Origin of the sequence: Bacteroides sp. DH3716P (assembly GCF_025914115.1) — a bacterium.
In the GTDB taxonomy this organism is placed as follows: domain Bacteria; phylum Bacteroidota; class Bacteroidia; order Bacteroidales; family Bacteroidaceae; genus Bacteroides; species Bacteroides ovatus.
Genome location: NZ_CP083673.1, coordinates 4,968,595 through 4,983,870, shown reverse-complemented (window position 1 = coordinate 4,983,870; position 15,276 = coordinate 4,968,595). Strand labels below are relative to the sequence as shown.

Sequence of the window (15,276 nt, the reverse complement as noted above, 5' to 3'; positions counted from 1 at the left end):
TAGAAATTATGATGAAACAATATATTTTCTCTGCAGTTTGTCTCATGTCCGGTGTCCTTTGTATGTCCTCTTGCAATGAGGATAAACAGGCAAAGCCATATACCCCGGATTACGAGATTGTACCGGAGTATACCAATGCGGATACCTGGACTGCCTATGAAGCATTTAATGATAACTTGCTGGATCCCGATAAGAACATTTATAAAACAAGTACCGCTTATACTGCTGCTACTGACCGTAATAACGGAGCTGCTGCTATCTGGTGCCAACCGATCTATTGGGATATGGCTATGAACGCATATAAACGTGCAAAAGCGGAAGGGGATACGGAAAGAGAAAACAAATACAAGCAGTTGTGTGATGATTTGTTTGCCGGAAATAAAGCACATTATGTAAACTTTGATTTCGACGATAATAATGAGAATACCGGCTGGTTTATCTATGATGATATACAGTGGTGGACCATTACTTTGGCACGTGCTTACGAATTATTTAAAGTGGAAGAGTATCGCAGTCTGGCAGAAGCAAGTTTTGCACGTGTATGGTACGGTTCTCCCCGCGTAGGTGATACGGGTTCTTATGCAGATCCTGAAAAGAATTTGGGTGGAGGTATGTTCTGGCAATGGCAGCCTATCGGCAATCCGAATGAAAATGCAGCCAGCGATGGTAAGATGGCTTGTATCAATTTCCCGACTGTGGTAGCTGCATTGACCCTTTACAACAACGTTCCTGCCGATCGTGTGGCTGATCCGAATCCGGAAAGCTGGAGTAATAAGTACGGTGATTTTACCCGTCCGCATTATGAAACGAAGGAAGCTTATCTGGCAAAAGGAAAAGAAATCTATGAATGGGCTGTGAAGAATCTGGTAGACAGCAATACCGGAGAAGTTGCCGACAGCAAGCATGGTGAAGGCAATCCGGCATGGTCGGACCATGTATACAATCAGGCCACTTTTATCGGAGCTTCGTTATTGCTTTATAAAGCTACCGGTGAGAAAACATATTTGGACAATGCAATTTTAGGAGCTGACTATACAATGAATACCATGTCCGAAACGTATGATTTACTGCCGTTCGAGAGTGGCGTGGAACAGGGTATTTATACCGCTATCTTTGCGGAATACATGGCCATGCTGGTGAATGATTGTGGCCAGACCCAGTACGTACCGTTCTTGAAACGTAACATTAATTACGGCTGGGCTAATCGCGACCGGACACGTAATTTGTGTGGTGGCGAATATCATAAGGCACAGATAGAAGGCGCTACTATTGACAGCTATAGTGCATCCGGAATACCGGCATTGATGTTGTTGTTTCCGGCAGATAAATAATTGTAACCCATAAAAAAGAAGAATAATGAATACGAAATATTCAAATTGGAAAATGTGGTATTATGTGTTATGCATGGTACTGACACTTCAATTGGCGGCTTGTTCTGAAGAAACGCATGACGAGTATACCGCGGCTCCTGAAATAGAAGATACCTATATCGACCAACTGGATGCATTGATTGCTGAAATGACCGATTTGCAGCAAAATTCAGACTACGGAGATAAGAAAGGACAGTACCCCACCGAAAGCCGGGCAATTCTGACAGATGCGATAGATGATGCCAATCGTGCGGTACTTTTAATCAAATATCAGCAACCCTCTCCGTCGGAAAGTGAGAAACAACGCTATGTGGCAGAAGCCAAGGCGTCTATAGAACAGTTCAAGAGTACGATCCGTACAGAAGACGCTGAAACAACACCGGCTGAACTGTTTGTGGACGGACGTGGTGATGGTGGTTCTTATATCGATTTCGGACGTAGCGAAGAATATGTCAATTTCGGAACCGAAGGAAACCAAGCCTTTACTGTTGAGTTTTGGGTGAAAGTAACCAAAGGTGGTGGAAAAGACCAGAATGTGTTCCTGTCAACTTATATGGGCGGTGACGGATGGCGTAATGGCTGGATGATGTACTGGCGTAATGCGGACGGTGGTATTTATCGTGCAACTTGGGGCGAAACAGGAGGAAATATCTGTGAACCGTCACTAAAGGCACCGGAAGATGGAGAATGGCAACATTTCTTGTTTGTGTACAGTGATAAAGGCTTGCCGGGCAGTCCGGAGCTTCGTGCGAAATTGTATGTGAACGGAGAAGTGAAAACAACCGAGGGAAGCGTGGGTAACAGGTTCTATAATTCGAGCAACTATGCCAACTATAATGCACCGATGACCGCTTTCGGACGTTATATGCGTACCAGTGATAATCTGTTTGAAGAAGGCTTTGCCGGTTATATGAAGAAAATCCGTATCTGGAAAAGCGCAAAGGATAACGAATATGTTCAGAATTCTTATAATGGAACGGCTGAAGTGACGGGTAAAGAAGCAGACTTGGCGGCAGCATGGGATTTCATGACCAAACCTTCCGGTTCGGGTAATGAAGTAATAGACCTGACAGGCCGTCATACTGCTAAGATTATCGGTACTTACGAGTGGCAACGTATTGTTGAATAATAATGTAAAAACGATGAAAAACATGAAATGTTTAACTAATAAATGGAGAGAGGGAGCAATGCTCCTCTCTTTCCTCCTGATTTCTAGTCTGGCAGGGATATTTACCGCTTGTGACGATATTGAAGACGAGTATATAACAGATACACAGTTGAGTATCTTGCAGGAAAATCGTGCGTCATTGAACTATTTATTGAAGAATTCAACCTACGGAACTGCTCCCGGGACATATCCTGAAACCGGAAAGGATATATTAAATGCCGCTATTACCGAGTTGGATGCACTGATAACACGGGTAGAAGCTGGCGAAGAACTGGATGAAACAACTTTGGAAACTGCTGTAGCAAAGGTAAATCAAGCGATTGACGAGTTTAAAAATTCAAAATATTACAATCTGTCTCCGGAAGCACAGCAATATATCAATAATTTACTGGCTAAGGCGGATGAAATACTTGCAATCGTAAATGATGAAACGAAGTGGGGAAATCATCAGGGACAATATCCGGTAGAAAATAAGTCGGTTTTGGAGAGTGCAGCTAAAGACTTGGAAAGTCTGGCTGAAAGAATCAAATCCGGTTCCATCACAGATATGACGCAGGAGATTTATGATGAGGCTATTGCTGCTGCCGATAAGAAAGTAGAAGAGGTAGAAGATTCTGCATGGCCGGATAACAGTCAGATTACCTGGAATCTGTTTGTAGATGGAAATGCCGGTTCCTATATAGACTTTGGTTATAGTGAGGATTATGTGAAGTTTGGAGAGGATGACAATCAGGCGTTCACGATTGAACTTTGGGTAAATATCAAAGAATATTGCAATAAGCAGGGAGAAGATAACTGTACTTTCCTTTCTACCATGACAAACGATCCTTATTGGAGCGGATGGCGTGCCCAGGATCGTACGAAAGGATTATTGAGGACAATGGTTGCTCACTGGGAAGATGATAATCATACAAATCCTCTAGAATGGGAACCGGGATGGAAAAAGTCGGACAACTGGACCAAAGATCGTTGGACGCATTATGCATTCCTGTTCAGGGATAAGGGACTGCCGGGATTTGATACTCCGACAGATGTGAAGTGTTATTCCATGATTGACGGTACGAGACAAGGAGATCCTATTCGTGTGGGTGAGTCCTGGAGAACGTATATCAATGAACAATCCATAGCTAATCAGATTCGCATGACCGGATTCTGTATGATGGACAAAAATGGAAATCGTAACGAATGGTTCTCCGGTTACATAAAGAAGATCCGTATCTGGAAAACAAATCGGACAGAAAATCAGGTATATGCTTCTTATATGGGTAATGAAGAAGGTGTAAGTGCCGATAACCCGGATTTGGTAGATGCTTGGGATTTTGAAGTGAAAGGTGATCAGCCTACTCAAAGTGCTACCAATACAATAACAGGTTTGAAAGGCCATACGGCGACATTAGTTGGTGATAACTGGCAATGGATTGAATCCACAGACATTACAGATAACAAATAATTGTTTACCGGGATGAGTTTTCAATAGGTAGATTAAATATTCCCCTTATCTCTGTCATAAGGACAGAGTGAGGGGAAATTATTCTCCAATACCCCTTTATTAATCCTTTATTTTTATTGTAGAAAAGTGTTTTGGTCTGTATTTGTTCTTTATTGAATAAATATTATCGTTTTTTTTCAGCTATTTCTGCAATCTTTGTAACAGGAAAAATACTATAAACTTATAAACTATCATGAAAGGCAAAATTCTTTTGGCTCTGACACTACTATTGGGAGTATCAACTACCACATGGGCAGTCGGCAATTCAGGAAAAGCAAACCAGAAGAAGCATGCGTATACGAACGAAGATGTATGGGCAGCTTATGAAGGATTTAATAATACACTACTAGACTCCAATAAATATATTTACAAGACAAATTCGTCCTATCCAAGTGCTGTTGACCGTGGCAATGGAGCAGCGGCTATCTGGTGTCAGCCTATTTATTGGGATATGGCAATGAATGCCTATAAACTGGCAAAGGCACAGAAAGACAGAAAGAAGACAAGTTATTATAAAACACTCTGCGAGAAAATATTCGCAGGGAACAAAGCGCAATATTGCCAGTTCGATTTTGATGATAACAATGAAAATACCGGCTGGTTCATCTACGATGACATCATGTGGTGGACTATCAGCCTAGCACGCGGCTACGAACTTTTTGGAGTGGATGAATATCTGAAACTCTCGGAAGCTAGTTTCAAACGGGTATGGTATGGCTCGGAAAAAGTCGGTGATACCGGTTCGTATGACAAAGAAAACGGGGGTATGTTCTGGCAATGGCAACCCATTCAAAATCCGAAACCGAATAAATTCGGTGATGGAAAGATGGCCTGTATCAACTTTCCGACAGTTGTTGCAGCATTAACCCTCTACAATAACGTGCCTGAAAATAGAAAAGAATCGACCGACAAACGGCCGGATTATCAGACGAAAGCTCAATATCTTGCCAAAGGTAAAGAAATCTATGAATGGGGAGTGGAAAATCTCTTGGATAAAGTAACAGGAAAGATTGCCGATAGCCGTCATGGAAATGGCAATCCCGCATGGAAAGCACATGTCTATAATCAGGCAACCTTTATCGGAGCCTCCATATTGCTTTATAAAGCGACCGGAGAGAAACGTTATCTGGACAATGCTATTCTGGCAGCAGACTATACAGTGAAAGATATGTCTGCAGAACATAAAGTGCTACCTTTCGAAGGTGGTATTGAACAGGGTATCTATACTGCCATCTTTGCGGAATACATGGCATGGTTGGTGTATGATTGCGGACAAACCCAATATCTCCCGTTCCTGAAACGTACCATCAAAACAGGTTGGGCAAACAGAGATAAGACACGGAACGTATGTGGAGGCGAATACTATAAAAAGTTGCCGGAAGGTGCGGAAATCGACAGTTATTCTGCTTCCGGTATACCGGCATTGATGCTTTTGTTTCCGGCTAAAAAATAAATAGAAAACGACGGAATTTGCGTAAAATAGATTAAATAAACAGGTGATTTAAATTATGAAACAACAACTGATGATGCTGTTACTGGGAACAGCTTCTGTATTTTGTAGCTGTGAGACCCAGGTAGAACAGCACGAGAAGAATGAATTACGTGCTCCGGCATATCCGCTGGTGACAATTGATCCTTATACTAGTGCATGGTCTACTACGGACAATCTATACGACAGTCCTGTAAAACATTGGACAGGCAAGGATTTTTCTTTACTTGGTGTTGCAAAAGTAGACGGACAAACCTACCGTTTCATGGGAACGGAAGAGCTGGAACTAAGACCTTTGGTGAAGACATCCGAACAAGGTAGCTGGACAGGAAAGTATACCACTCAACAGCCTGCTGACGGATGGCAGAATGCCGGATTCAATGATAAAGCCTGGAAAGAAGGCGAAGCTGCCTTCGGAACCATGGAGAATGAACATACAGCAAAGACTCAATGGGGTGAAGAATTTATCTGGGTACGCCGGGTAGCTGATATTCAGGAAGACTTGACAGGAAAGAATGTATATCTTGAGTTCTCTCATGACGATGATGCTATTATCTATATCAACGGCATCAAAGTGGTAGATACAGGTAATGCTTGTAAAAAGAACGAGAGAGTGAAACTGCCCGAAGAAGTGGTAGCTTCTTTGAAACCGGGTGAGAATCTGATTGCCGGCTATTGCCGTAACCGTGTAGGAAACGGATTACTGGATTTCGGATTGTTGGTAGAACTGGACGGTTACCGTTCTTTCCATCAAACAGCACAACAAACATCTGCAGACGTGCAGCCTATGCAGACTTATTATACATTTACTTGTGGTCCGGTAGATCTGAAACTGACATTTACCGCTCCTATGTTTATGGATAATCTGGATTTGTTGTCACGTCCGGTCAACTACATTTCTTATGAAGTAGCTTCCAATGACGGTCAGAAACATCAGGTAGAGTTGTATTTCGAAGCATCTCCGCAATGGGCAATCGACCAACCTCACCAGGAGTCTGTTGCTGACAATTTTACTGATGGTGATTTGTTATTCCTTCGTACCGGAAGCCGCAATCAGGGGATTCTGAAGAAGAAAGGTGATGATGTTCGTATCGACTGGGGACATTTCTATCTGGCAGCTGAAAAGAAAAACAGCACATCTGCAATCGGTGACGGCAGAGAACTGCGTAAGAGCTTTCTTGATAATAAGTTAGGAGCTTCTACCACAAACGGTTATGATAAACTGGCTTTGGTACGTTCATTGGGCGAAACACAAAAAGCTGATGGCCATCTGCTGATCGGATATGATGATATTTATTCTATCCAATACTTTGGTGATAACCTGCGTCCTTACTGGAACCGTGAGGGCAATGAAACGATTGTTTCCCAATTCCAGAAAGCGGAGAAAGAATACAAGACACAAATGAAGAACAGCGCTGCTTTCGACAAGAAACTGATGGAAGAAGCTACTGCTGCCGGTGGACGTAAATATGCTGAACTTTGTGCATTGGCTTATCGTCAGGCATTGGCTGCACATAAACTGGTACAGGCTCCGAACGGTGACTTGGTGTTCCTTTCTAAGGAGAACTTCAGTAATGGTTCCATCGGAACAGTCGACCTGACTTATCCGGGAGCTCCGCTGCTTTTATATTACAATCCGGAATTGGTGAAAGCTACCATGAACCATATCTTCTATTATAGCGAAAGCGGAAAATGGGCGAAACCATTTGCTGCACATGATGTCGGTACTTATCCATTGGCTAACGGCCAGACTTATGGCGGTGATATGCCGGTAGAAGAATCGGGTAATATGGTAGTGTTGGCTGCTGCCATTGCAAAGGTAGAAGGTAATGCAGATTACGCACAAAAACATTGGGAAACTCTGACTACATGGACAGACTATCTGGTAGAGTACGGACTTGATCCGGCCAACCAACTTTGTACCGATGACTTTGCAGGACACTTTGCACACAATGCCAACCTTTCTATCAAAGCGATCATGGGTGTTGCTTCATACGGTTATCTGGCAGATATGCTGGGTAAAAAAGACGTGGCTGAAAAGTACACACAGAAAGCGAAAGAAATGGCTGCCGAATGGGTGAAAATGGCTGATGATGGTGACCACTATCGTCTCACATTTGACAAACCGGGAACATGGAGCCAGAAGTATAACTTGGTGTGGGATAAACTGTTGAATCTGCAAATCTTCCCTAAAAATGTTGCAGAAACGGAAATAGCTTACTATCTTTCGAAGCAAAATAAATATGGTCTTCCGTTGGATAACCGTGAAACATACACAAAGACCGACTGGATCATGTGGACAGCTACATTGGCAAATGACAAAGCTACCTTTGAGAAATTTATCGAACCCGTATATCTGTTTATGAACGTTACACCTAACCGTGTTCCGATGTCCGACTGGGTATTTACAGACGAACCGAATCAAAGAGGCTTCCAGGCACGTTCCGTTGTAGGTGGATATTATATCAAAATGCTTGAAGGAAAACTGATTAAATAAAACAAAAATACCATGAAGAAACTAGCTCTATTCGCTTTTACGTTACTTAGTGCATGGGCTATGACTGCAAAAACAATTACCGGACCGGTGGACTATGTTAGTCCGCTGGTTGGTACGCAGTCAAAGCACGCATTATCTACCGGAAATACTTACCCTGCCATTGCGCTGCCCTGGGGAATGAACTTTTGGGTTCCGCAGACTGGTAAAATGGGCGATGGATGGGCCTATACGTATGACGCTGACAAGATCAGAGGATTCAAACAAACCCATCAGCCAAGTCCTTGGATCAATGATTACGGTCAATTTGCCATCATGCCGGTAACCGGTAAGGCAGTATTTAATCAGGATGAGCGTGCCAGTTGGTTCTCTCATAAAGCTGAAACGGCTACTCCTTATTATTATAAAGTATATCTCGCCGATCATGACGTAGTGACCGAAATTGCTCCGACAGAGAGAGCGGCTGCTTTCCGTTTCACTTTCCCCGAAAACGACCACTCTTATGTAGTGGTAGACGCTTTTGATAAAGGTTCGTTTGTGAAAGTAATCCCTTCGGAGAACAAGATTATCGGTTATACCACTAAAAACAGCGGTGGTGTTCCTGCCAACTTTAAAAACTACTTTGTACTGGTATTCGACAAACCGTTTACTTATACGGCTGCCGTAGCCAGTGGTGTGATTGACACCAACAAACTGGAAGCGACAGACAATCATGCCGGTGCACTGATCGGTTTCAAAACCCGCAAGGGCGAACAGGTAAATGTGCGTGTAGCTTCCTCTTTTATCAGCCCTGAACAGGCGGAACTGAACCTGAAAGAGCTGGGTACGGACAATGTTGAACAGATTGCAGCGAAAGGCCGCAAGATATGGAACGATGTACTGGGACGTATCGAAGTGAAAGACGATGATATCGACCATTTGCGTACATTCTACTCCTGCCTGTATCGTTCGGTATTGTTCCCCAGAAGTTTCTATGAGATAGATGCCAAAGGAGACGTGATGCACTACAGTCCTTATAATGGCGAAGTGCTTCCGGGCTATATGTTTACCGATACCGGTTTCTGGGATACGTTCCGTTGTCTTTTCCCATTCCTTAACCTGATGTATCCATCCATGAATACAAAGATGCAGGAAGGATTGGTGAACACTTATAAAGAAAGCGGATTCCTGCCGGAATGGGCGAGTCCGGGACACAGAGGTTGCATGGTTGGAAACAACTCCGCTTCCGTAGTTGCCGATGCTTACCTGAAAGGATTGAAAGGATACGATATCGAAACCTTGTGGGAAGCTGTGAAACACGGAGCGAACGCAGTGCATCCGAACGTTGGCTCTACCGGACGATTAGGACATGAGTATTATAATAAATTAGGATATGTGCCTTATAATGTAGGTATTAACGAGAATGCAGCCCGTACACTGGAATATGCATACGATGACTGGTGTATCTATCAATTGGGTAAAGCCTTGAAGAAACCGAAAAAAGAGATTGAAATTTTCGCAAAGCGTGCAATGAATTATAAGAATCTCTACGATCCCGAATACAAACTGATGCGTGGCAAGAATGAAGACGGTACATTCCAGTCTCCGTTTAATCCGTTGAAGTGGGGGGATGCCTTTACGGAAGGTAATAGTTGGCATTATACCTGGTCGGTATTCCATGATCCTCAAGGTCTGATCGACCTGATGGGTGGTAAAGACGGATTCAACCAGATGATGGATTCTGTATTTATCCTGCCTCCGATTTTCGATGAAAGTTATTATCGAGCCGTTATTCATGAAATCCGTGAAATGCAGATTATGAACATGGGCAACTATGCACATGGCAACCAGCCGATTCAGCACATGCTTTATATGTACAACTATTCCGGCCAACCCTGGAAAGCGCAACATTGGATTCGTGAAGTGATGGACAAACTTTATACTCCTGCTCCCGACGGTTATTGCGGTGATGAGGACAACGGCCAGACTTCTGCCTGGTATGTATTCTCGGCAATGGGATTCTATCCGGTATGTCCGGGTACGGATGAATATGTCTTGGGTACTCCCTACTTCAAGGAGATGAAGCTGCATCTGGAAAACGGAAAGACGGTGACTATCTCCGCTCCGAATAACGGAGACGATAAGCGTTACATTTCATCAATGACATTGAACGGTAAAGAATATACCAAAAACTATCTGACTCATCAGGATTTGTTGAATGGCGCTAGCATTTCTTTCAAGATGGACGCGAAACCCAATCAGCAACGTGGTACAAAAGAGTCCGATTTCCCTTATTCTTTCTCTAACGAATTTAAAAAGAAGAAGTAATCATGAAGAAACAGATCAAATATATCAGCGCAGGTATGCTGGCAGGTATGCTTCTCTGTGGCGGGGAGCTGCAAGCCTCCAACCGTATGACGGAAATGCATGTATGTCTGGCGGATGCCATTCAGAAAGATAACCGCCCGGAAATATCCAATCGTTTGTTCCGTTCCAATGCGGTAGAGAAGGAGATTCTCCGTGTACAGAAACTTTTAAAGAATGCGAAGTTGGCATGGATGTTTACCAACTGTTTCCCGAATACACTGGATACAACCGTACATTTCCGTAAAGGAAGCGATGGCAAACCGGATACGTTCGTATATACGGGCGATATTCACGCCATGTGGTTGCGCGACTCCGGTGCACAGGTATGGCCTTACGTACAATTGGCTAATTCGGATCCCGAACTGAAAGAAATGCTGGCAGGTGTTATTCTCCGCCAGTTCAAATGTATCAATATCGATCCGTACGCGAATGCTTTTAATGACGGCGCTATTCCTGACGGTCATTGGATGAGTGACCTTACGGACATGAAACCGGAGTTGCACGAACGTAAATGGGAAATAGACTCTTTGTGTTATCCGTTGCGCTTGGCCTATCATTACTGGAAGACTACCGGAGATGCGAGCATATTTAACGAAGAATGGATTCAGGCAATCACTAATGTACTGAAAACATTCAAAGAGCAACAACGCAAAGACGGAGTAGGTCCTTATAAATTCCAACGTAAGACGGAACGTGCACTGGATACTGTGAGCAATGACGGTCTGGGAGCACCGGTGAAACCAGTCGGTTTGATTGTTTCCAGTTTCCGTCCTTCGGACGATGCTACTACGCTTCAATTCCTGGTTCCTTCCAATTTCTTTGCCGTATCTTCTTTGCGTAAGGCAGCCGAGATTTTGGAGAAGGTAAACAAGAAGACAGCTTTGTCCAAAGAATGTAAGAACCTGGCGCAGGAAGTGGAAACAGCATTGAAGAAATATGCGGTGTATAATCATCCTAAATATGGTAAAATCTATGCCTTCGAGGTAGATGGTTTTGGAAATCATCATCTGATGGACGATGCCAATGTGCCGAGTTTGCTTGCGATGCCTTATTTGGGTGATGTGAATGTAAACGATCCGATTTATCAGAATACCCGCCGTTTTGTATGGAGTGAGGACAATCCTTACTTCTTTAAAGGCAAGGCAGGCGAAGGAATCGGCGGACCGCATATCGGTTATGATATGGTGTGGCCGATGAGTATTATGATGAAAGCCTTCACAAGTCAGAATGATGCCGAAATCAAAACCTGTATCAAGATGTTGATGGACACCGATGCCGGTACCGGTTTTATGCACGAATCTTTCCATAAGGATAATCCGAAGAATTTTACCCGTGCATGGTTTGCCTGGCAGAATACTCTTTTCGGTGAGTTGATTTTGAAGTTGGTTAATGAAGGAAAGGTAGATTTATTGAATAGTATACAGTAATATGCTGACATAGTAAATTGAACGCGGATAACGCGGATGATGCGGTTCTTTTTCTGGTGCAAAATCAGAAAAAACGTGTTATCCGCGTCGTCTGCATCTAAATATGAATAGCTGAAAACTAATAGTTAAAAACCAATTGTATCATGAAAAAGTTATGTGTATGGGCAGTTGCCGCCCTTTTAATGGCAGCTTGTACTCCGAAAGCTGAAAAGGCTACAGATTCCGGTTTATTGCAGAGTAAATTCCAGACAGAAGTAGATGGAAAGAAGACTGATTTGTTCACTTTGCGTAACAAGAACAACATGGAAGTTTGTATCACGAACTTCGGTGGACGTATTGTTTCAGTGATGGTTCCCGACAAAGACGGACAGATGCGTGACGTTGTTCTCGGTTTCGATTCTATTCAGGACTATATCAGCAAGCCTTCGGATTTCGGTGCCACTATCGGACGTTATGCCAATCGTATCAATCAGGGACAGTTCACTTTGGATAGTGTAGAATATCAGCTTCCCCGCAATAACTACGGTCATTGTCTGCACGGCGGACCGCAAGGATTCCAATACCGGGTGTTTGATGCCGAATTGCTGAATCCGCAGGAATTGCAGTTGACTTACCGTGCAGAAGACGGTGAAGAAGGTTTTCCGGGAAACATCACTTGTAAAGTGTTGATGAAACTGACGGACGATAATGCCATCGATATTCAATACGAAGCGGAAACAGACAAACCGACGATTGTAAATATGACCAACCACTCTTATTTTAATCTTGAAGGCGATGCCGGCAACAACTCCGGTCATTTGTTGATGGTGGATGCGGACTATTATACTCCGGTGGACAGTACCTTCATGACAACTGGCGAGATCGTTCCGGTAGAAGGAACTCCGATGGATTTCCGCACCCCGACTCCGGTAGGCGAACGTATCAACGACTATGATTTCGTACAGCTGAAAAATGGCAATGGTTACGATCACAACTGGGTATTGAACACGAAAGGCGACGTAACCCGTAAATGCGCTTCTTTGAAATCACCGAAGACTGGTATCGTACTCGACGTTTATACTAATGAACCGGGTATTCAGGTATATGCAGGTAATTTCCTCGATGGTTCACTGACAGGAAAGAAAGGCATTACTTACAACCAACGTGCTTCCGTATGTCTCGAAACACAGAAATATCCGGATACTCCGAACAAAGCGGAATGGCCGTCGGCTGTACTTCGCCCGGGCGAAAAGTATACAAGCCAATGTATCTTCAAATTCTCTGTTGATAAATAGGTTATAAAGGCAGTTCATGCCATTGAAGAACGGGTTGTCTGATTAGAGATTATCCGTTCTTTATTTTAATGTAATTTGTTAGTGCTCAATTGGGTTCATAGGGAAATTAGGATGATTTCCGGAAGTAGTAGAATAGACGAAATGAAGAAAAATAAAACGAAAGGACTTTTTGCATCGATAGTGCTTGGAGTGGCGGTTACAGCTTGTGCGCCTGCTTCTTCTTGTGGTACGGTGACGGTAGTGGACCGACCGGACATACAGTCCGTCAATACCAATTATATCGGGTATCGCGCTCCGCTTCGACCGTTGAATTTTATAAAGTTGCCGGTAGGTAGTATTCAGCCCGAAGGATGGGTGAAGAAGTATCTGGAGTTGCAACGTGACGGTCTGACCGGACATTTGGGAGAAATCAGCGCTTGGCTGGAAAAGGATAATAATGCCTGGTTGACAACTGGTGGCGATCACGGCTGGGAGGAAGTTCCTTACTGGCTCAAAGGGTATGGCAATCTAGCATATATCCTGAATGACCCGAAGATGATTGAAGAAACCAAATATTGGATTGAAGGTGTATTTGCCAGTCGCCAGCCGGATGGCTATTTCGGTCCGGTCAATGAACGTAACGGCAAACGCGAACTTTGGGCACAGATGATTATGCTCTGGTGTCTGCAATCTTATTATGAGTATTCTCAAGATCAGCGTGTCATTGACCTGATGACGAATTACTTCAAGTGGCAGATGACTGTTCCCGATGACCAACTTCTGGAAGATTATTGGGAGAAAAGCCGTGGCGGTGATAACATCATCAGTATCTACTGGCTTTACAACCATACTGGGGATGCTTTCCTACTCGAATTAGCCGAGAAGATTCACCGTAACACAGCCGACTGGACGAAATCCACCTCCTTACCTAACTGGCACAATGTAAATATCGCCCAATGTTTCCGTGAACCTGCCACTTATTATATGCAGACCGGAGATTCAGCGATGCTGAAAGCCTCTTATAATGTCCATCATCTGATACGGCGTACTTTTGGACAGGTTCCCGGAGGTATGTTCGGTGCGGACGAAAATGCTCGTCTGGGATATATCGATCCCCGACAGGGAGTGGAAACCTGCGGTTTGGTAGAACAAATGGCTTCCGATGAAATCATGCTTTGCATGACAGGAGATCCCATGTGGGCTGAACACTGTGAAGAAGTAGCGTTCAACTCTTATCCGGCTGCCGTGATGCCCGATTTCAAGGCATTGCGTTATATCACTTGTCCGAACCATGCCATCAGTGATTCGAAGAACCATCATCCGGGCATTGACAATCGTGGCCCGTTCCTTTCGATGAATCCTTTCAGCAGTCGTTGCTGCCAACATAATCATGCACAGGGCTGGCCTTACTTCACCGAACATCTGGTATTGGCAACTCCCGACAACGGAGTGGCAACAGCTATTTATGCAGCTTGCAAAGCTACAGTGAAAGTGGGTGACGGCAAGGAAATCACTCTTCACGAAGAGACAAATTATCCTTTTGAAGAAGGCATTGCCTTCACTGTTTCTACCGATGAAAAGGTCGCTTTTCCATTTTATCTTCGTATTCCTTCATGGACTCAAAAGGTGGAAGTGCGGGTGAATGGCAAGAAGGTAAGTGCAGCTCCTGTAGCGGGAAAATATCTTTGCATCAATCGCGAGTGGGCGAATGGTGATTGTGTGGAATTGACTCTTCCGATGTCTTTGTCTATGCGTACCTGGCAGGTGAATAAAAACAGCGTAAGCGTAGATTACGGACCTTTGACTTTGTCTCTTAAGATTGCAGAGAAATATGTAGAGAAAGACAGTCGAGAAACAGCTATCGGTGATTCAAAATGGCAGAAAGGTGCTGATTCGAAGAAATGGCCTACTACTGAAATCTATCCAGATAGCCCTTGGAATTATTCGTTGGTATTGGATAAGAAAGAACCTTTGAAGAATTTCAAGGTAATCCGTAAATCTTGGCCGGCTGACAACTATCCTTTCACAGTAGCCAGTGTACCTTTGGAAGTAAAAGCTATCGGTCGTCCGGTTCCTGAATGGAAGATAGACGAAACAGGACTGTGTGGCGTATTGCCGGAAGAAGATGCGGTGAAAGGTGATAAAGAAGAAATAACATTGATCCCTATGGGTGCGGCACGGTTGAGAATCTCTGCGTTCCCGAACACAAAAGAATAAATTAATAACTAGAAAACTTAGAA

The 15,276-nt window shown here is 43.8% G+C and carries 8 protein-coding genes and 1 pseudogene; all 9 read left to right on the top strand.

The features are described from left to right. Positions 1-8: 8 nt before the first annotated feature. The 9 genes and pseudogenes from KQP79_RS18775 to KQP79_RS18735 all read left to right on the top strand — a co-directional run bounded on the left by KQP79_RS18775 (position 9) and on the right by KQP79_RS18735 (position 15,253). Positions 9-1,331, top strand: a complete 1,323-nt coding sequence (locus KQP79_RS18775) for a glycoside hydrolase family 76 protein (protein ID WP_055235142.1) — start codon at positions 9-11, stop codon at positions 1,329-1,331. A gap of 25 nt (positions 1,332-1,356) precedes the next feature. After that, on the top strand, positions 1,357-2,499 hold the full coding sequence (locus KQP79_RS18770) for a DUF4972 domain-containing protein (RefSeq protein WP_008642816.1): 1,143 nt from the start codon (positions 1,357-1,359) through the stop codon (positions 2,497-2,499). A gap of 22 nt (positions 2,500-2,521) precedes the next feature. Then, positions 2,522-3,988, top strand: coding sequence for a DUF4972 domain-containing protein (locus KQP79_RS18765; protein WP_055235270.1), 1,467 nt, complete (start codon positions 2,522-2,524; stop codon positions 3,986-3,988). Between the two features lie 232 nt (positions 3,989-4,220). Continuing rightward, positions 4,221-5,480 (top strand): glycoside hydrolase family 76 protein, encoded by a 1,260-nt coding sequence (locus KQP79_RS18760; RefSeq protein ID WP_004309550.1) that lies wholly within the window; start codon positions 4,221-4,223, stop codon positions 5,478-5,480. Positions 5,481-5,535: 55 nt separating this feature from the next. Next, positions 5,536-8,013, top strand: a complete 2,478-nt coding sequence (locus KQP79_RS18755; protein ID WP_055235144.1) for a glutaminase domain-containing protein — start codon at positions 5,536-5,538, stop codon at positions 8,011-8,013. Between the two features lie 12 nt (positions 8,014-8,025). Then, entirely contained in the window at positions 8,026-10,317 is a 2,292-nt protein-coding gene (locus tag KQP79_RS18750) for a GH92 family glycosyl hydrolase (RefSeq protein ID WP_055235146.1), read from the top strand. Between the two features lie 104 nt (positions 10,318-10,421). Next, positions 10,422-11,783: pseudogene (locus tag KQP79_RS18745) on the top strand (glycoside hydrolase family 125 protein); the annotation flags it as partial. Positions 11,784-11,926: 143 nt separating this feature from the next. Then, positions 11,927-13,057: an aldose epimerase family protein gene (locus KQP79_RS18740; protein WP_015532192.1), complete on the top strand. Its 1,131-nt coding sequence runs from the start codon at positions 11,927-11,929 to the stop codon at positions 13,055-13,057. A 141-nt stretch (positions 13,058-13,198) separates the two neighbouring features. After that, complete coding sequence (locus tag KQP79_RS18735) at positions 13,199-15,253, top strand: beta-L-arabinofuranosidase domain-containing protein (RefSeq protein WP_032851060.1); 2,055 nt, start codon at positions 13,199-13,201, stop codon at positions 15,251-15,253. Positions 15,254-15,276: the final 23 nt, after the last annotated feature.

Coding starts and splice junctions, on each gene's coding strand:
- KQP79_RS18735 (WP_032851060.1), top strand. CDS start 13,199: ATGAAGAAAAATAAAACGAAAGGACTTTTTGCATCGATAGTGCTTGGA.
- KQP79_RS18740 (WP_015532192.1), top strand. CDS start 11,927: ATGAAAAAGTTATGTGTATGGGCAGTTGCCGCCCTTTTAATGGCAGCT.
- KQP79_RS18775 (WP_055235142.1), top strand. CDS start 9: ATGATGAAACAATATATTTTCTCTGCAGTTTGTCTCATGTCCGGTGTC.
- KQP79_RS18765 (WP_055235270.1), top strand. CDS start 2,522: ATGAAATGTTTAACTAATAAATGGAGAGAGGGAGCAATGCTCCTCTCT.
- KQP79_RS18750 (WP_055235146.1), top strand. CDS start 8,026: ATGAAGAAACTAGCTCTATTCGCTTTTACGTTACTTAGTGCATGGGCT.
- KQP79_RS18755 (WP_055235144.1), top strand. CDS start 5,536: ATGAAACAACAACTGATGATGCTGTTACTGGGAACAGCTTCTGTATTT.
- KQP79_RS18770 (WP_008642816.1), top strand. CDS start 1,357: ATGAATACGAAATATTCAAATTGGAAAATGTGGTATTATGTGTTATGC.
- KQP79_RS18760 (WP_004309550.1), top strand. CDS start 4,221: ATGAAAGGCAAAATTCTTTTGGCTCTGACACTACTATTGGGAGTATCA.